Source organism: uncultured Algibacter sp., assembly GCF_947490405.1.
Classification (GTDB): domain Bacteria; phylum Bacteroidota; class Bacteroidia; order Flavobacteriales; family Flavobacteriaceae; genus Algibacter_B.
Map to the genome: position 1 here is coordinate 178,840 of NZ_CANLGU010000001.1, position 18,972 is coordinate 197,811.

Below are 18,972 nucleotides of genomic sequence, written 5' to 3' on the forward strand. Positions count from 1 at the left end.
CCTATAGTATTTAAAACCTTTTTTAGCTACTTATATTGCATTTTTTAATTATTTACTAGCCTCCTAAAGCTTTTTATAAAGCTTCTAAAGTACGCCTTTAAATTCTTTTCCAGCCTCAATACGTTGAATTGTTCTAACAGATATATTAGTCCTTTCGGAGAGTTAATTGTTACTGAGTTAGACTTGATTTTTCTCTATATTTTAAAAGTTTATTCACTTAATTGTTGCTTTGCTTTTACAACTTACCGTGTATAAAATGCGATTATTCTCTAAGGCTTTAAATTAATTATCGTTACTAAACAAACACTCCAGAACTGTTGCGTTTTTATTTAAATCTTCTATTTTAATAGTATTAATTTGTCCTGCGCCTAAAAAGCGGTATCTAAGTCCGACAAATTTCCCTATAGATTTGTGGTATGTATTTTCATATATTTTTCTATTATCAACAAATACACTAACGGTCTTATCTTTTATATTTATATCTATTGCTTTATTTTCATTTAAATCTACACCAAAAGCAGACAAATCGTGTTTTTTACCTGAATAAACGTTATTGCTTAATAAAATATCTAGATTAGACACACAGCCTAACTTAGAAAAAGGCATAATAATAGCCCCTTCTGTTCCAAGAACAACAATTTTAAAATTCTGGCAAACAGCCCATTTGTCATTTAAAACACTTTTAACAGATTGACTTATCTTGATATTATCTCCAGATATATTTCCAAAATCATCTATATAATGAAAAGTAGATTCTAAAGGTTTTCCACTTTTCTTTATTTCATTAAGAATAGCTTCTGAAAACCCCATTTTATCATTCTTAATTTGCTTTTCAGATAAATACTTAGGAATAGGTTTGTAATCTATCGTTCCAACCCATCCCTCTGATTTGATAAATAAGTCATGCCTCCTGATTATTTTACCATCAACACGAAGTTTAGAATTGTAGTATCCTGGATAGTAATAAATTCCCGTAGCTTGTTTTTGGTCAGATTTTATTTTTATTGTTTTCGTAACATCCCAATACTGTTGTATATATATGCTATCTGATTTGATATTATCTAAGTTAAAATCAAATATCACAGAATTCGGAAAACTATTAGTAACTGGTTTACTACTAAATTTAATATTCGAAAAGTCATGTTTTGGTTTAGCTTTAGAGGAATCTATCATTGAATAAATAGAAATAAAACCCAAAGCAAATATAATTGCTAAAACAATTATAATATAACTGTTAGCATTCATCTTCTTTTCAAACCATACTTTATTTTTAGTAGTTTCATGATTGGTTTTAAAATCACGCCAAGTGTTAAAACCTGCAAATAACGCTAATGTATTCAAAGTACTAATACTTGGGGTGCTATTATATTTTACTCTACCCCAAACACGTTTTAATGTTGTTGCACTTAGTAATATAGACGTTTCTTCTCTAATTTTTTCACTTAACTCAATAAAGGTTTTATTATGCCAAGTATTCGAATCTCCCCACTGTAATTCATCTTCAATTAGTTGAAGGCATTTTTTAACTAATATATGCTCTGGATATAAACTCATAATTATGCAAAAATCTTTAAAAAATTATACTTGTACAACATTGAATGAACTTGTATCAACTTGTTTCTAGCTTTTGTTGGTCATATATAGATATTTGAAGTGTAATTATCATTAATCAAAAAAACATAATTTACGATGAAAAAATTATTATCTATAGTTTTAATAATTAGTACAGTTTGCTTTAATAGTGTAAAAGCACAAAAAAACATTTCTATAGACACTACAAAGTGGGAAATTAAAGCCAAGTCTTATTCCTTTGAATCCTTTAAAGGTAAAGAGGCTATCAACATAAAATCAGGGTCTTTTAAGCTTAAAAACACGAAGTTTTTAAACGGCACTATAGAGTTTGATATTGTATTGAAAGGAAATCGTGCTTTTCCTGGTGTATATTTTAGAATGATTGATGACAAGAATGGAGAGCATTGGTATTTGCGTCCACACCAATCTGGTAATCCAGATGCAAACCAAGCCGCAGCAATTATTAATGGAGTAACACCTTGGCAATTATATTTTGGTAAAAAGTATTCGTTTAAATATGATTATAAATACAACGATTGGACTCATGTAAAACTGGTTGTAAACGATGATAAGGCTCAAGTATTTTTAGATTATTCAGATAAGCCCAATTTGTCATGGAATTTATTTACCGAAACGAAATGGGGAGATTTGGTTATTAACTTAGCAAATAGGGACGCTATACATATTGCTAATATTACGGTTGATAAAAAAGCTAATGATTTGGTTGATTTTAAAACTATAAACAGAAAGCCCATACCTAAATTAATAGAAAAATGGGAGGTTTCAAATGCTTTTAAAGAAGAAATCTTGGATGATTCTAACCAATTGCAATCAAAGCTTGAAAACGCTAAATGGATGGGGCATATAGAAGTTGAAGAAGGAATGGCTGCAAATATTTCAAGAAAAATTAAAATAAATAGAAAAAATGCTAATACTGTTTTTGCAAAAATTGAAATTATATCAGATAAAGACCAACAAAAACTATTTCATTTTGGGTATAGTGATAGAGTAGTAGCCATATTAAACAGAAGTCCTATATATAAAGGCAACAATAGCTTTAGAACTAGAGATTACAGATATTTAGGAACCATAGGATTATTTGATGCTGCATACCTCAATTTAAAAAAAGGAAAAAACACACTTATTATGGCAGTTTCTGAAAGTTTTGGAGGCTGGTTAATAACTGGGAAATTTGATAATTATGACGGATTAAAAATTAAATACTAAAACCATAACATACATTTAATGAAATATATACTAATATTTTTTTGTTGGATTAGTTTTAAGGTTTCAGGACAGGCTCTTCAAGATATTCAATATGGAAATAATTCAATTGTTGGTTCCTATGCAAATGTAAATGGGATTACTATGTATTATGAAAAATATGGAGAAGGAGAGCCTATTATTCTACTGCACGGCGGAACAGGGTCAATATCAGAATTTCAATTTCTAATTCCGTATCTATCAAAAAAATTTAAAGTATATGCACTAGATTTTAGAGGACATGGGCGAACAAATAATAATCTGGATGCAATGAGTTATTCATTACTTACTAAAGATATTATCCAATTTATTAACTATCTTAATTTGAATACTATTAAAATTATCGGATATAGTGATGGAGGTATAGTTGCGTTAAAACTAGCAATTGATATCCCAGAAAAAATTGAAAAGATGATTGTTGTTAGTGCAAATAAATCAGTTTCAGACTTAAATAAACAGTTCATTGGATTTGCCAAAACGATGATTACCGATAATAATTTAAAGAATGCTTACATAAAACGTGAAAAGAAAAAATATGACACTATTAATCCAGAGCCCGAGAAATACCAAAGATTTATGCAATTAATGGGGCAAATGTGGCTACATGACCCATATATTAAAAATCGTGATTATGCTAAAATAAGCACGCCTCTATTAATGATGTATGGTGACAATGATGCTTTTCATTTCGATGCTATGATTGATATGTATAAAAATCTTAATTGTAAAAAGAAACAATTATGTATATTACCAAATACCAATCATTTTGTATTTAAGAAAAAACATGCTAAAATCATCAATCCTATAATACACAAATATTTAGTTTCAGATTAATAATTCTGCATTTCATGAATAATACAAATCATAGATTATCTATTGAAAATATAGAAGATGCTATTAAAATCATTAATCCAATATTTTTGAATTCCCCTCAATTTGAATGTAAAAGTTTAAATGAAACACTAGGATTAAATTTGATTATTAAAAACGAAATTGAAAACCCTGTGAAGTGTTTTAAAGCAAGAGGAAGCGAAGTTTTTATTTCGAAGGCAAAATCAGGTTCTTATATAATATGTGCTAGTGCAGGCAATTTTGGACAAGCAATGGCTTACTCAGCAAAGAAAAAAGATATCAACCTAACTGTATATGCAAGTCATAATGCAAATGCTGTTAAAATTAAGAAAATGAAATCTTTAAGAGCAAATGTTATTTTATATGGAAACGATTTTGACGAGGCAAAGGTTGAAGCGAAACGGAAAGCACAAGAAATTAAAGCACGATTTATTGAAGACAGCCTTGATATAGAAAGTTTAGAAGGAGCAGGAACCATTGGGATAGAACTTTTAAAATATCCTAAAAAAATTGACACAGTATTAGTAGCTTTAGGAAATGGCGCACTATTAAATGGAATAGCAAGAGTTTTTAAACATTACAATCCTGAAATAAAGATTATTGCAGTACAAGCTAAAGGCGCACCTGCAATGGTAAATTCTTGGAAAACAAACACATTAATAAAGCATGAGAAAAGTGAAACTATTGCAGATGGGGTTAATGTTAGAATACCTATTCCTCAAGCTTTAAAAGACATGAAAGGTATGGTAGATGATGCCATACTTGTTGAGGATGAAAGTATTATTAAAGGAATGAAGTTACTGTTTAAACATTTAAATTTGGAAGTAGAACCTTCTGCAGCAGTTGGTATAGCAGCCATTTTGGAAAACAAAAGCGCTTTTAAGAATCAAAACGTTGCTACTGTTATTTGTGGAGGAAATATTACTAAAGAACAAAAAGATAAGTGGTTAAAATAAAAATATAAGGATGGGGTGCTTTATCGAATATGTGATTTTTAAAACAGCTAAAAACTAGCTTTTTTTTTGGCTTTGGCAAACCTTGGAGAGTTATTCGAAAGATTTCTAATATTTTAGATTGGACTGTAAAGATGATAAAAAGGAATATTAGTAGTTTCGAATTGTTTCTTAAGCTATCCATAAGTTTATTTTTCACTTTCATAATGAGTTTTTATAAGGACTTTAAAATCATTCAATTATTACTGTACTCTAGGAGTTATTAAACATTTTATTTCTTTTTTAGAATGTAAATATTATCCGTTTCTTTTATTAGTAGAGTATTCTTTTCTGGTTGAAATTCAAAAAAATACCCGTATTTATAATTAGCAAAATAATTATTGTTAATCTTAATGGTTTCAAACTCTTTTCCTTGAGTTTCCACAATCAACTGGTTATTATCCGCTTTACAGGTTACTTGAATGAGCATAGTATTAGAAGCATATGTTCCCAATAAGCCTGTCAGTTTCTTATCATTTATTTTTACACCATTAAAATGGGGCAATTTGTAGTCATTTTCTAAGCAAATTGCGACAACAGCACTAATTATATCATCCCTAGGGTATAAAATTCCGTTTGTGCAATAAGCAATTGAAAGCCCTACATCAGGAAAGTGAATCAGAGTAGTGTAATATTCGTTTATTCTTCCTTCGTGACCATAAGCCAAAGAGGAGTCAAATTGAAACTTGAAAATACCCAATCCATAATCTTTATCAAAAGAAGTCATTAAGTTTAAACTTTTCTTTTCAATCAATTGATACGAAAATAGAGTATCTATAAATTTTAATAAATCTGATGTATTAGAAACAATAACACCTGCACCTAAATGATTTTCTGCAATATCTTCACGTTCTTGATTCCAATTACCTCCAATATACTTATACGATTTACTTTTTTTTCTTATGGAGTCCTTAGCTTCTTCATAATAAGTATTTTTAAGGTTAATTTTTTGAAATATGTTTTTTTGTAATAGTTTTTGATAAGACTCCCCTGAAATTTTTTCTAGAATAAGGCTTAATAGAAAGAAATTTGTATTTGAATATTGGTGTTTTTTTCCAGATTTAAATTGTGGTTTGTATTTTTCGATTTTTGAAAGTAAATCCTTTTTTGATTTTTTTTCATATTTCCATTGTTGAAAATCTGTCTTATCAGAATAGTTTGCTAAACCACTAGAGTGATTTAGTAAATTTCTAACCGTAATCAATTCACTGTTGGGAACTTCTGAGAAAAATTTATTTAAATGGTCATCAAGCGATAACTGACCTTTCTCAATAAATTGAAAAACAAGAACTGCTGTAAACGTTTTTGTTACTGAGCCAATCCTATAAAATGTTTCTGTTGTTGATATTTTTTTTTCTGATTGATTTAATAAAGAGTACCCAAAAGCTTTTTGATATACTAACTGATTGTGTTTTGAAATGGCAAGACTGCCCATTCCAAGTTTATGCTTGTCAAGATTTATAAATAAACTATCAAGTTTTGCCTTGTCAATTTCTATTTTTTTAGTGGTTTGCCCAAAGGAAACACATATATTGAACAATAAAATGTAGCTTATCAGTTTATTCATTAAGCTTTTCAGTTTTTTAATGTTGGGCATAGTTACTTTTTAGTTTCTATTTCAATAATTTCTTTTCCGTATTCTCCAAGATATTGGCTTAATAAACTCTCATAAACTTTATAGCCATCATCAACATTTGTAAAAATTAACACTCCTTGTTTGGTTTTAGGGAAGATAAAAACAATGGTTTGAACGCCATTATCAGAGCCACCGTGTGAAAGTGCGAAATTGCCATCTCTGAAGTCATATTTTTCAAATCCCAATCCAAAATGCTTTCCTTTTTGGGAACTGACTTGGTTAGATTGCATTTCTTTGAAAACGTGTTCAGAGAGTCCATACCCATTTAATACGGCTGTTAAAAACGTTCCATAATCCTCTACTGTTGTGAGTAAATCATCTGCTCCATTAGCCACTTTTCTTTTATGAACTTTGTAACTCTTTCCACTTTTATCAAAACCTAAAGAAAGTCTTTGCTCTTCTATTTTATCGTCCCAAACATACCTAGTATCTTCCATACTAAAAGGTTCAAATATTAATTCTGACGCTAATGCACTTAGAGACTTGTTGAACCTGCTTTCCAATACCTTTCTTAAGTATTCAAAGCCTTCTCCAGAATATTGGTATTTTGTTCCAGGTGTGAATTGAAATTTTAACTTTCCATCACGCCAATTAGGGAAGCCTGTTTGATGACTTATCAAGTGCCTTATTGTTAGTAATTTATGTCTTTCATCATCTTTTAAGTCTGGGTCAGTCCAGTATTTGTAAACTGGCTCGTCCAAGCTTAACTTGTTTTGGCTCACTAACCTTAGAGCTACATAGGCTGTAACTGGTTTTGTTAAAGAAGCAACATTAAATATGGTGTTGATAGGTGCTTTTTTATTTTTGTTTAAATTCCCTATTACTTTAACTTCCTCTAACTGCCCTTTATTTATGATGCCAAGTCCAAGGATTGGGATATCATTTGCTATTAGCCATTTTTTAAGCTCAAATGGGTTGAACAAATCTTTAGTTTGTATTTCCTTTTTATTCTTATGATTATAGCTTAAACTTCTTTTGAGTTTCCAATCATTGTTTTCCAAAAGCCACAAATGATTAAAGTTCGCAGAACTCGCAAATTGTGCCTTTCCATTATTGAAGGTTTCATAAAAATTATGGATTCCAGTTTGAATAACAGCATACAACTTCTTATTGTTGTAAAGCGGATATATTTTTGTTGAGTAATTCAATAACTCTCTGCGTGATTGATATTGGTCTGGCGATTTACAAAGTCCATTCTTCAATGCATTCAAAAATGCTACTTTATTTTGTTGACCACCTTTGTCGTGATAAAATTCAAAGTCGCTACTTAAATGTTTTTCAAACTGATTTACTTCACAAGTATTAAAGCCAATATTGAATAACAGACTGTCCTTTTTAATGATGTTTTTGTATAATTCGGTGTCGTTGGCAATTTGTGCTTTAGAGGTAAAGATTGTTAAAAGAAGGGCAGTTAGTACAATAAGTTTATTTTTTACTTTCATAATGAGTTTCAGTAAAGACTCTAAAATCATTTACTTGTTACAGTATTTTAATTTAGGTTTTTTACAAAAGATTTTATTTCTGTAATATATCTTTCTTCTTGCTCTAACCATCCATAATGTCCACATTCATTCAAAAATATTAATCTAGAGTTTTTATAAACATTATGGGCTTTATATGCAGTTCCAGAACCAACCATATCTTGTCTTCCCTGAATAATTAAAACAGGAGTCTCAAGTTTAGACATTGCATTTTTCCAGTTATAATTTTTTTCATGTAAATCTTGAAATATTAATTTACTAATTTCAGGCTTTCCTTGAGTTAATCTATGTGCAACTTTTTCAATGTATTTATCTCCATATAGGTATAAAGGTGCTCTAAATCTCCCAACTTTATATTTAGCTAGATAAGTAGTGTCTCCTTTTTTTATCTTATTTCTCCAATAATTTAACGAATCTTTTTCTTGAGCGCTTTGTCGAATGTGAAAATTAGCTCCTAAATAGGTAAAAATATCCATATCGATTCCACCTGAACCAGAGAGAATCATTCCTGTCAAATTATTTGAATGTTTTGAAGCATAATGTTGAGCAAGAAAGCCTCCAAAACTGTGCCCTAACACAGCCCATTTGTTAATTTTTAAATGCTTTCTTAAGACTTCAATATCTTCCACCAGTAAATCCATATTTAAAGTGTTTGAATTCAAACTATTAAGCTTAGACTTACCTGTTCCCCTTTGGTCATATAGAATAACCATGTAATCGTCATTTAGGAGTTTAGCCAAGGACGAAAACCCTTCACAATTCATCCCTGGTCCTCCATTAATAATTAGAATTGGAGCCCCTTGTCCATAAATTTTATAATGGATTGTTCCATAGTCAGTTTTTATTAAATGGTTAGTTTGACCTATTGTACCTATAGTAAACAATAGCATTATCTTAAATATTAGTTTCTTCATCAACTCCATTTTTACTTTATTAATATTTTACAACGGTTGTTAATCATAGTTTTTTCTAGTACGCTCTTCTTTTTTTCCATTTATACTTTCCTAATGATTCATTATTTCGGCTAGCCAAATCAGAAAGCATACTATCTATTTTAGACTTATTAAGCCATGTACCGCTAACGAAAACACCATCTATATCTCTTGTATTATTAATATTATCAAGGGGGTTTGAATTAAGTAAAATTAAGTCTGCATCTTTACCTGCTTCTATAGTTCCTGTTTTCTTGTCTATACCTAGCCAAGTTGCTGGCAAACGAGTGGCCGAAATTAGTACCTCTTCTGGTGTTAAACCTGCTTCTACAAGCAGTTCTAACTCGTCATGAACAGAAAAACCAGGAACAACTCCAGAACACATTGCATCAGTACCTGTAACTATTGGCACTCCTGTCTCCTTGAAGGCTCTAACAAGCTTATTGTTAAAATTTACAAGACTGTCTAAATACACCGAGTAATTAGTAGATGAATTCTTTGAATGTTTATTATGGTTTATCCATTTGTCTTGAAAAATTGGATGTAGATATTTTAAAGAACTTAATTGTGTTATACAATCAAGCGACTTACTTTGTTTATTTATCCAATCCATTACAGTTAAAGTGGGCACAACCCATGTGTTGTTTTCTTTAGCCATTTTAGCATATTCTAACGCTTTCTTATAAGAATTGTCTTTACGCCAATACCTCGCAAATTCCTCGGCATGAGCTACCATACTAAAGTTAGGTACAAATGCTTCTTCAAGTCTATCTTCGAATGCTTTAGGAATATGCCCAATAACCTTAAGTTCTAGTTTTTTAGCTTCATCTACTATAGCTAAAAATGTTTCTTTGTTTAAATGAGTATACGTTTTTATAAAATGATATCCATCTGCTTTTGCGCTTCTAACTGCTTGTCGACCATCAGAAGGGGTATTAACATGACCTACATCATTTCCTCCATTAAGCAATTTGGCTAACGCAATTTTTGGACCTATTACGTCTCCAATGGCAATTTCATTCCTTAACGCAAAATATGACGAATTGGAATTTAAGTCAAATATTGTTGTAACTCCATTTGTTACATACGGAGTTACCATGTCTTGCGAGTTAAAGAAAAAAGTAGCGCCTTGAGTAGGAGAACTTTTTCCAAAATTAACATGAGATACAGAATGAACATGCATATCAATAAGACCTGGGATTAACCATTTCCCTTTGCCATCTATTGTTTTTGCCCCATCAGGAATGGTATCATTAATCGAAATAATTTTTTGATTTTGTATTAAAACGATTGCATTTTCAATGACTTCATTATGAGTTGTCATCGGAATTATATTTACATTTTTTATGACGTAAGTATCAAATGCTTTTTCATCTTCTTCTTGTGCTTTATTTGAAGTTGAATTTGTACAACTATTGGTAATTATTATAACCAACAGCAATAGATATTTAAGGTAATGTTTCATAAAGTTCGTTTAGGCTCGTTTAATAGACGCCCATTTTTGCTAGTTGTTACACTTTTCAGAAAGAGAATTAGTCTTTTTAATTGTGTCTAACACTAAACTCTACACCAATTCAACTCATAGCTTTACACGTTCAATTACTCATTTTGCAATACTTCAGACAAAGTCATTTGGTACGCTCTTAAAGCCACAAGATGAATTACTAAAAAAACGATTATAAAAAGCACAATAACAAGAACTAAAAACATCCATATATGCAACTCTATGCTATTAATATAGGTTTTTAAAAACCAATTTTGATAACCATACCAAGCTAAAGGAATGGTAATTATTATAGCTGTAATAATCTGAGAAGCAACTTCTTTAGCTAGTAGTTTAGAGACATCCATTAGTTCTGAGCCGAGGACTTTTCTAATGCCTCCTTATTTCGGCTAGCCAAAATCAGGAAACATATATTTATTATTGTGTGCCGTTATTTTCTGTACTTGTCTAAAAAGCTTATATTAATCCAATGTAAATCACATTTCCATGTTTTAGTATTCAATCGTCCAAAAAACAAGTACTTACCATCGGGAGAAAAACTGGGAGATTGTTCCATATATTCAGAATTAATTTCTTTACCCAAATGAATTGCTTCTCCCCACTCGTTTTTAGAATCTTTAAAAGAAACATAAAAGTCTTGTCCTCCGTAAGAATCCTTTCGGTGTCTTGAAGCAAATAATAAAAAGCTTTCATCAGGTGCAATAAGGGGTTCCCACTCCATCTTATTTGAGTTTATAGCATTACTCAATTTAATTGGCTCTAAGAAACCATCTCCCTTTTGGCTTGCCATATAAATATCTGTTTGCACTGTATCAGCAATTACATAGTATAAATTCCCATGCTCAGAAATTGACGGAAACCACTGTCTCGAGAACTTCCCTCCTTTGTTAATTAAACTGTCTAAGCGCACAGGAGAGCTCCAATTATTTTTTTCTCTACTTACTCTCCAAATATCTGTATCCCATTTTTGAGTGCTTGGAAAAGCATTTGAAGTAAAGTACACTTGTTTTGAATCGGGAGTATAAAAAGGTTCAAGTGTTGCATTAACATTCTTTGAGAATGAAATCGTATCAAAAGAGCTCCAACTATTTTTCTGATATGTGGCTTTTAACATTGTGAATGAGTTCCAATGTTTTTCAGAAATCACTAGAATACATTCTGTAGCATCTGGCGAAAAAGCTATGTTTTGCTCATATCTTCCGTCTAAAGAAATAATTCCTTTTGCAAAAACCTCAGAAGTATTAGACGGCTCAGTTTGTCCAAAATAATCATATGTTGGTTGGTTCTTACAACTTGTAATCAAGATAACAATTGTACATATCAATACATATCGATTCATAGTGAATATCTTTCCTTTGTTATTTACTGTTTACTTAATATCATACCCAATGGCACACATCAAAAAACTATACATCAAATGAATGTATAGCTTTACACGTCTAATTACTCATTTTGCAATACTTCAGACAAAGTCATTTGGTACGCTCTTAAAGCCACAAGATGAATTACTAAAAAAACGATTATAAAAAGCACAATAACAGGAACTAAAAACATCCATATATGCAACTCTATACTATTAATATAGGTTTTTAAAAACCAATTTTGATAACCATACCAAGCTAGAGGAATGGCAATTATTATAGCTGTAATAATCTGTGAAGCAACTTCTTTGGCTAGTAGTTTAGAGACATCCATTAATTCGGAGCCGAGGACTTTTCTAATACCTATTTCTTTCATACGTTGGCTAATAGTGATTAATATTAAGCCCACAATACCAATTACGGCAATTATAATGGCAAGTATTGAAAATAAACTAAAGACAAATAAGAACGTTCGGTCTGATTTCAAGGTATTACTTATCTTATTTTCTAGAGACAAATAATCAAAAGGTTGTTCTGGGAAATAGTTCTCATAAATGGTTTTTAACTTTTGAATAATTTCGGTGGTATTATTACTAGCCACTTTTAAGGTTAAAAAGGCTTTGTGACTATCGGTAAGTCGTAATACCGTTGGTACTGGTTCGTTTTTGATGGATTGATAATAAAAATCGTCAACAATGCCTATAATTTTAAACTCTTCATTTCTACCTGTTACAACAAAGTTATTAATAGCTTCTTCTGGTGTTTTATAACCAACACGTTCCATAGCTTTTACATTCATAATAATACTCTTGGTCCCAGTTTCTTTTTCGCCTTTCCTAAATAGTCTTCCTGCAAGCAGTTTTATATTGTAAAATTCTAGAAATTGGTCATCTATAGAGAGTTGGAAAAAAGAATTTGTGTCTGTTTTGTCGTACCCCTTTCTTCTACAACTAAACCAATGTTGAATTTCTTGACCAGGAATATCAGATGAAAAAGTAAATCCTTTTACTTCAGGAATTTGAGTTAATTCATCTTTCATTAAAAGAATTTTACTTTGTAATTCACTCTGTTTTTCTCCTGTTTTGGGCGCTTTAATTACTATGCTTTGAGCATAATTAATACCCATATCTTTTTCCATTAAAAACGTAGCTTGCTTGTATGCTATAAGTGTACCGCAAAGCAATACAACTGAAATTACAAATTGCAGAGTAACTAATAGTTTTCTAAAAAAGACTCCTTCGCGTTTGTTTTTAAATTTCCCTTTTAAAACAGTTACAGGTTTATAAGATTGCAATATAACAGCAGGATAAATACAAGAAATTATAATGCCTAAAACAAAAATTACTATAAATGTACCTAAGAATTTAGAGTGCTCAAATAAATTAAAATCGCCTATTTGAGTAATGGTTTTAAACCAAGGATTTAAAGCATAAAATAATACAATAGTTATAGCTAAGCAAAGTATGTTAAAAAGGAAAGCTTCACTTAAAAACTGAGTTATTAAATTCATTTTAGAGGCTCCATTAATTTTTTTAACACCTACCTCGTTGGCTCTTTCTATAGAGCGTGCTGTAGTTAGGTTTATAAAATTAATCCAAGCTATAATTAAAAGAAAAATAGAAAATCCAAAAAGAATACTTATAATTTTTCCGTTAACAGGAGGCTCCGATTCATATTCTATATTAGAGGTTAAATGAATATCCTGCAACGGTTGTAAATAGTATGTATCTCTTTTTCCTTGCGAATCTAGACGCTTTTTATAATTAGCAGCTATCATCTCAGGAAGACCTTCTTTTTCTAGCTTTTTATAATCGCTATTTGGTTTTAGTTGTATAAAAGTACTGCCATAATCGTAGCCCCAACTTGTTCTAATTCTAGGACGTTGTTTGTAAATGGTTTCCATAGAAAACAAAAAATCAGATTTTACAATCGAATTTTTTGGCATCTTTTTATAAACAGCAGTTATCATGTAATCTTCATTACCATTTACTTTTATTGTTTTACCTAACGGACGTTCTTCTCCAAAATAACGCTCTGCTGCGAGGTGTGATATTGCTACTGTATTTGGCGCTTTTAAAGGGTCTTTTTTGCCTTGTAATAATGGAATTGTAAATACTTCAAATATAGAAGAGGTTGCATAGTACGTTTTATCTTCAGAATAAATAATTTTGCTTCCTGAGGCATTGTTATAGCTTATGGTTATTTCATTTTTTGGAGTTATCCTCGCATGATTTACAACATCGCTATAATGTTCTTTTAACCATTTTCCGGTTGGTGGAAATGAATTGGCTGTTTTCCATAACACTTCGTTATTTTGATAACGATTGTAAGCAACACGATAAATATCTTTGGCATTTTCGTGGTGGCTATCGTAGCTTCTTTGGTAATACACATACTCTAAAATAAACAAGGCACTTAGTATACCTATAATTAAACCTACTGCATTAATTATAGAAATAAGTTTATCTCTTTTTAAATTACGATAGAAAATATTTAGTTTGATAAAGTTCATTTTTATCTAGTTATTTAGTTAATTGGCTGTATTACTAATTGCTTGTTTCCATTACAATTTTCCCATCAAATAAGTTGATGACCCTGTGTGCGTAATTTGCATCACTTTCGGAGTGTGTTACCATAATAATGGTTGCACCTTCTTGACTTAGCTCTGTTAATAGATTCATAACCTCGGTACCATTTTTAGAATCTAAATTTCCCGTAGGTTCATCTGCTAACAATAATTTAGGCTCAGTAATTACAGCTCTAGCAATAGCAACACGTTGCTGCTGCCCTCCAGATAATTGTTGCGGAAAATGGTTAGAACGGTGGTCTATTTTCATGCGTTTTAAAACAGCTTTTACTTTTTCTTTTCGTTCTTTTTGATTGATGTTCATAAACGTTAATGGCAATTCAACATTTTCGTAAACTGTTAAACCATCAATTAAATTAAAGCTCTGAAAAATGAAACCAATATTACCTTTTCTTGCTTTAGTTAACTCCTTTTCTTTTAAGTTGCCTATTTCTTTTCCATGAAACATATAACTACCATCGGATGGGGTATCAATAAGTCCAAGTATATTTAAAAGGGTAGATTTTCCACAACCAGAAGGCCCCATTATAGCAATAAATTCTCCGTCTTTTACATGTAGATTTATATCGTTTAATGCCTTAGTTTGTATATCTTCTGTAATAAATATTTTAGTTAGGTTTTTTGTCTGTATCATGGTTATTAATTTAAAATAAGTTTATCGCTGTTTTCAAAATTTTTATAGCTAGATGTTATTACACGTTCGTTAGGTTGTAGGCCTTCAAGAATTTCATAATATTGAGGGTTTTGTTTGCCTATTTTTATTTGGCGTTTAGTTGCAAAATTACCAGAAGCATCTACAGCGTAAATCCAATTTCCGCCAGTAGTATTAGAAAACGCTCCTCTGCTAACAAGTATAGCATTTGTAGGTGTACCCAATTCTAATTTTATAAAATAACTTTGCCCTGTTCTTATGTTGTTTGGTTTTTCGTTTATAAAACTTAGGTCTATTTGAAATTCTCCATCTCTTACCTCCGGATATATTTTTTTAGTTTTTAAGGCATAGGTTTCTCCATCGCGTTCTAAAGATGCAGAAACATGTCTCGTAACTCTATCAATATAATGCTCATCTATATTAGACTGTACTTTAAAATTGGTTAACACGTGTATCTGTCCTATACGTTGTCCTTGGGAAATACTCTGCCCAATTTCGGCATCTAGCATTCCTAATTGGCCATCTATAGTTGCTCTAACATTTAAGTGTTCAATTCTTTCATAAACCATGGCTAAGGTTTTTTTCATTCGTATTAAATCGTTGTCTAATTCTTTTATACCTGTAGCACTTAATAACGAATCTTGCTTTGCTTTAAACTTGATAACATCGTACTGTTTAGAAGCCAATTCTTTTTCTTCTTTGGCTCTTATATAATTTTCTTTAGCTATTAATTCTTCTTCAAATAACGATTTGTTTTGCTCAAAAGACCTGTTTGCTTTTATAACTCTGTATTCTGCTTCAAGTAAACTTTTTTGATTAAAAACACGTTGCGACTCAAAATTTATTTTTGTTTCTCTTAAATTGTTTTGCTTAATGGCTAGGTTGTTTTCGCTTGCTAAAATTTGCTCATATAACTGCCTGTTTTCTAGCTTTAATATAATATCTCCTTTTTTTACAATACTGCCTTCTTCTATATATTTTTCAACAATTCTTCCGTTTTCGTAGGCATCAAGATATACTGTAGTAATGGGTTTTACAACGCCATTAATTGTAATGTAATCATTAAAATTAGAGCGTTTAACCTCTGTTATCGTAATTTCATTTTTTTTAACTTCTGATGATGTACTAGGCGTGCCTAAACTATTGTATAGAAATATTGCGATTAAAATAATTACAAGTAATCCTATGCCAATATGTTTGGGTTGTAGTGTTCTTTTCTTCTCTATTTTAGTATCCATTCTTTGTTATTATTTAAAAGGAAAAACAGCAATACCACAATAAAAATCTATTGCCTTTTTTTGATATTGTAATTGTAAATTAATTCTGGTTCTTTCAATTTTAGCTTGTGCTAAATTATTTTTGGCAACCTCTAATTCGTAAATCGTAGCCAGCCCTTTGTTAAACTTTTTTTGAGCAAAGTTAAAAGCGAGTTCTTTAGATTTTAGGTTAGACTCATTCTCCTCTTTTTCCGCTAAAAGCGCAGTGTTTTTTTGAATTGTTTTTTGTATTTCTTTATAAAGTTCTTGCTTCTTTTGCTCTAGAATATTCTTTTCTTTTAAGATATTTATTTTAGCAATTTTTACATTGGAATGTTTTGACCATTTATTGGTAATCGGAATTCTTAAAGACAAACCAATGGATTTGGCAGCATTATTAGATAACTGGTCTAAAAAAGGAGTTATCAATCCATTTTCATCAATACTCGTTTCAAAATAACCTGTTCTATACGCCGCATTTAATGCTAATGATGGATAAAAATCACTCCTTCTAATAGCCAAGTTTTTTTCTGAAGCATTTACCTGTAATTCTTGTTGTTTAATAGACGGAAGAAACGCAATTGCTTTAGAAAAAACAGTTTCTAAGGTTAAACTATCAAGAGATTTTAATGCTACTAAATCGGGTTTTAGCTTTATACTCGTGCCATTAAAATTCATGATTTGAATGAGATTTAAAGTCGCTTCATTTAAGGCGTTTTGGGCTTGAGCTATTTCTAATTTATTAGTACCTAATTCAGATTCAATATCGTATAAATTAGATTTCGCTAGCAGTCCTAGTTCTATTTTTGAAGTTACCAACTCGTAGTTTAAATTAGAGATTTCTAATTTTTCTTTTGTGATTTGCAATAAATCTTCTCTAAATTTTACAAGATAGAAAGCATTCATCACATCAAAAGAAAGGTTGTATTTTGCTTGCAAAACAGCTTCTAAGCTTGCATGATATAGCAGTTTTTTCTGCGACCTTTGGTGCCACTTTTTAAAATTATTAAACAGGTTTAAAGACGATGTTACTCCATAGGTGTTTGATGACGTTGCAGTATTAATAACATCGTTATTATTTGGGTCTACATACCTACCAAATCGTCTGTTTAAATTTGATACAGCGCTAAAGTCTGGCAAAAAATCTCGTTTAGATTGTTGAAACGATTCCTTATCAATCTCCGAATTGTAAATTTTTGTTTTTTGGTCTAAGTTATTTTCACAAGCATAAACAATGCATTCCTCTAAAGTCCATAATTTTTGTGCATTACCATTTAAAGAAAAGGCAATGTAGGTTACAAAAATTAGGAAAGTGTTTTTCATTTTTTATTGTTTTGTATTTTATATAACGATATGCGTGCCAAAAAAAACAACACACTACAATTCAACAGGTTACAAACGTCATCAATATCTAACCGTCCTTTTTATGTAAAATATTTTTATACAAAGTGTAAAAATATTTTACACTTTATAGTTGAGTATTGTTCTTATTTGTAGCTTTGGATTATTATGTTGCAATCTGGAAAAATACTTATCGTAGACGACAATAAAGGGGTGCTAAGCGCCTTAGAATTGTTGTTGCAAGATGTTTACAAAACTGTAACTACTCTTCAAAACCCAAACGGAATATCTTCGGTTACCGATTTAAAAAGCTACGATGTTATTCTTTTGGACATGAATTTTTCATCCAGAATAAATACAGGAAATGAAGGGTTTTATTGGCTAAGAAAATTAAAAGAAATAGCACCCGATGCTTCTGTAATAATGATGACTGCTTTTGGCGATGTAGAATTAGCTGTAAATACCTTAAAAGAAGGCGCTATAGATTTTGTATTAAAACCATGGGATAACGAAAAGATTTTGGCCACCATTCACGCAGCTTTTCAATTAGGAAAATCTAAGAAAGAAGTAAGTTTACTAAAACAAAGCGAAAAAAAATTAAAGCACCTTATCAACGAAACAGAGCAACAAATTATTGGTACTTCTTCAGCTATAAACGCAGTTTTAAAAATTACTGAAAAAGTTGCAAAAACCTCTGCAAATGTTTTAATAACTGGCGAAAATGGTACTGGTAAAGAGTTAATTGCGCGAGCCATTCACAACCAATCTGCGCAACATCAAGAAATTTTAGTAAATGTAGATGTAAGTGCCATACCCGAAAGCCTTTTTGAAAGTGAACTTTTTGGACATGTAAAAGGTGCCTTTACCGATGCTAAAAATGATAGAGCAGGTAAGTTTGAAGTTGCACATAATGGTACGCTTTTTTTAGATGAAATAGGTAATTTGCCATTACAGTTACAGTCTAAATTATTAAAAGTGATTCAACAAAAAGAAATCGTTCGTATTGGGTCTAACAAAGTTATTCCTGTAGATGTTAGATTGGTTTGCGCTACCAATTGCGATTTGAATAAAATGGTTGATGAAGGACTTTTTAGAGAAGATTTGTTGTACCGAATAAATACTATACATATTGAAGTACCCGCACTTAGAGAACGTGGCAATGATATTATAGAATTGGCAGAATTTTTCTTAAATAAGTATGCGAATAAATACGATAAAAAAGGATTAAAATTGAGTAGTGCCATCAAGAAAAAACTACTTAAATATACTTGGCCCGGAAATATTAGAGAGCTACAACATACTATGGAACGTTGTGTTATTTTAAGTGAGAATAATCTATTAACGGTAAACGATTTTATGTTTAATCAGCGGCAAACAAAGGCATTAAACACGGCAGACATAACCATTGACGAAATGGAAAAAAATATGATTATTACTGCGCTAAAAAAACACGATGGTAATTATAGTACTGCTGCAGAACAGTTAGGTATCACGCGTCAAACCTTATACAATAAAACAAAGCGTTATAAAATTTAATATTCTA

At 30.7% G+C, this 18,972-nt stretch carries 15 protein-coding genes; 4 read left to right on the forward strand and 11 right to left on the reverse strand.

What is annotated here, in order from left to right; all coding sequences use genetic code 11:
* Positions 1–282: 282 nt before the first annotated feature.
* A complete protein-coding gene (locus tag Q0772_RS00670; RefSeq protein WP_298338771.1) occupies positions 283–1,554 on the reverse strand; it encodes a hypothetical protein in 1,272 nt (423 codons plus the stop codon).
* A 135-nt stretch (positions 1,555–1,689) separates the two neighbouring features.
* Between Q0772_RS00670 and Q0772_RS00675 the strand changes: the two genes are divergently transcribed.
* From Q0772_RS00675 to Q0772_RS00685, 3 genes are read left to right on the forward strand one after another with little or no spacing between them, the layout of a single operon-like run.
* On the forward strand, positions 1,690–2,799 hold the full coding sequence (locus tag Q0772_RS00675; protein ID WP_298338773.1) for a hypothetical protein: 1,110 nt from the start codon (positions 1,690–1,692) through the stop codon (positions 2,797–2,799).
* Between the two features lie 18 nt (positions 2,800–2,817).
* Positions 2,818–3,669 carry an alpha/beta hydrolase gene (locus Q0772_RS00680; RefSeq protein WP_298338776.1) on the forward strand — a complete coding sequence of 284 codons (852 nt, stop codon included), beginning with the start codon at positions 2,818–2,820 and terminating at the stop codon, positions 3,667–3,669.
* 14 nt (positions 3,670–3,683) lie between these two features.
* Positions 3,684–4,643: a pyridoxal-phosphate dependent enzyme gene (locus Q0772_RS00685; protein WP_298338779.1), complete on the forward strand. Its 960-nt coding sequence runs from the start codon at positions 3,684–3,686 to the stop codon at positions 4,641–4,643.
* 268 nt (positions 4,644–4,911) lie between these two features.
* Here Q0772_RS00685 and Q0772_RS00690 read toward each other — a convergent pair whose 3' ends face one another.
* From Q0772_RS00690 to Q0772_RS00735, 10 genes are all read right to left on the reverse strand, one after another.
* The gene (locus Q0772_RS00690; RefSeq protein WP_298338782.1) at positions 4,912–6,246 is read right to left on the reverse strand and encodes a serine hydrolase domain-containing protein; all 1,335 of its coding nucleotides are present in this window, start codon (positions 6,244–6,246) and stop codon (positions 4,912–4,914) included.
* 32 nt (positions 6,247–6,278) lie between these two features.
* Positions 6,279–7,757: a serine hydrolase gene (locus Q0772_RS00695; RefSeq protein ID WP_298338785.1), complete on the reverse strand. Its 1,479-nt coding sequence runs from the start codon at positions 7,755–7,757 to the stop codon at positions 6,279–6,281.
* 47 nt (positions 7,758–7,804) lie between these two features.
* The gene (locus Q0772_RS00700) at positions 7,805–8,710 is read right to left on the reverse strand and encodes an alpha/beta hydrolase (RefSeq protein WP_298338789.1); all 906 of its coding nucleotides are present in this window, start codon (positions 8,708–8,710) and stop codon (positions 7,805–7,807) included.
* Between the two features lie 55 nt (positions 8,711–8,765).
* Positions 8,766–10,193: an amidohydrolase family protein gene (locus Q0772_RS00705; protein WP_298338792.1), complete on the reverse strand. Its 1,428-nt coding sequence runs from the start codon at positions 10,191–10,193 to the stop codon at positions 8,766–8,768.
* Between the two features lie 134 nt (positions 10,194–10,327).
* A complete protein-coding gene (locus tag Q0772_RS00710) occupies positions 10,328–10,579 on the reverse strand; it encodes a hypothetical protein (protein ID WP_298338795.1) in 252 nt (83 codons plus the stop codon).
* A gap of 83 nt (positions 10,580–10,662) precedes the next feature.
* Positions 10,663–11,571, reverse strand: a complete 909-nt coding sequence (locus Q0772_RS00715) for a hypothetical protein (protein WP_298338798.1) — start codon at positions 11,569–11,571, stop codon at positions 10,663–10,665.
* Positions 11,572–11,675: 104 nt separating this feature from the next.
* The gene (locus Q0772_RS00720) at positions 11,676–14,105 is read right to left on the reverse strand and encodes an ABC transporter permease (protein WP_298338801.1); all 2,430 of its coding nucleotides are present in this window, start codon (positions 14,103–14,105) and stop codon (positions 11,676–11,678) included.
* Between the two features lie 34 nt (positions 14,106–14,139).
* On the reverse strand, positions 14,140–14,814 hold the full coding sequence (locus Q0772_RS00725) for an ABC transporter ATP-binding protein (protein ID WP_298338804.1): 675 nt from the start codon (positions 14,812–14,814) through the stop codon (positions 14,140–14,142).
* Between the two features lie 5 nt (positions 14,815–14,819).
* Positions 14,820–16,070: an HlyD family efflux transporter periplasmic adaptor subunit gene (locus Q0772_RS00730; protein ID WP_298338807.1), complete on the reverse strand. Its 1,251-nt coding sequence runs from the start codon at positions 16,068–16,070 to the stop codon at positions 14,820–14,822.
* Between the two features lie 9 nt (positions 16,071–16,079).
* A complete protein-coding gene (locus Q0772_RS00735) occupies positions 16,080–17,411 on the reverse strand; it encodes a TolC family protein (protein ID WP_298338810.1) in 1,332 nt (443 codons plus the stop codon).
* Between the two features lie 186 nt (positions 17,412–17,597).
* On the opposite strand from Q0772_RS00735, the gene Q0772_RS00740 reads away from it, so the two are divergent.
* Positions 17,598–18,965, forward strand: a complete 1,368-nt coding sequence (locus tag Q0772_RS00740) for a sigma-54 dependent transcriptional regulator (RefSeq protein ID WP_298338815.1) — start codon at positions 17,598–17,600, stop codon at positions 18,963–18,965.
* The last annotated feature ends 7 nt before the right edge of the window (positions 18,966–18,972 follow it).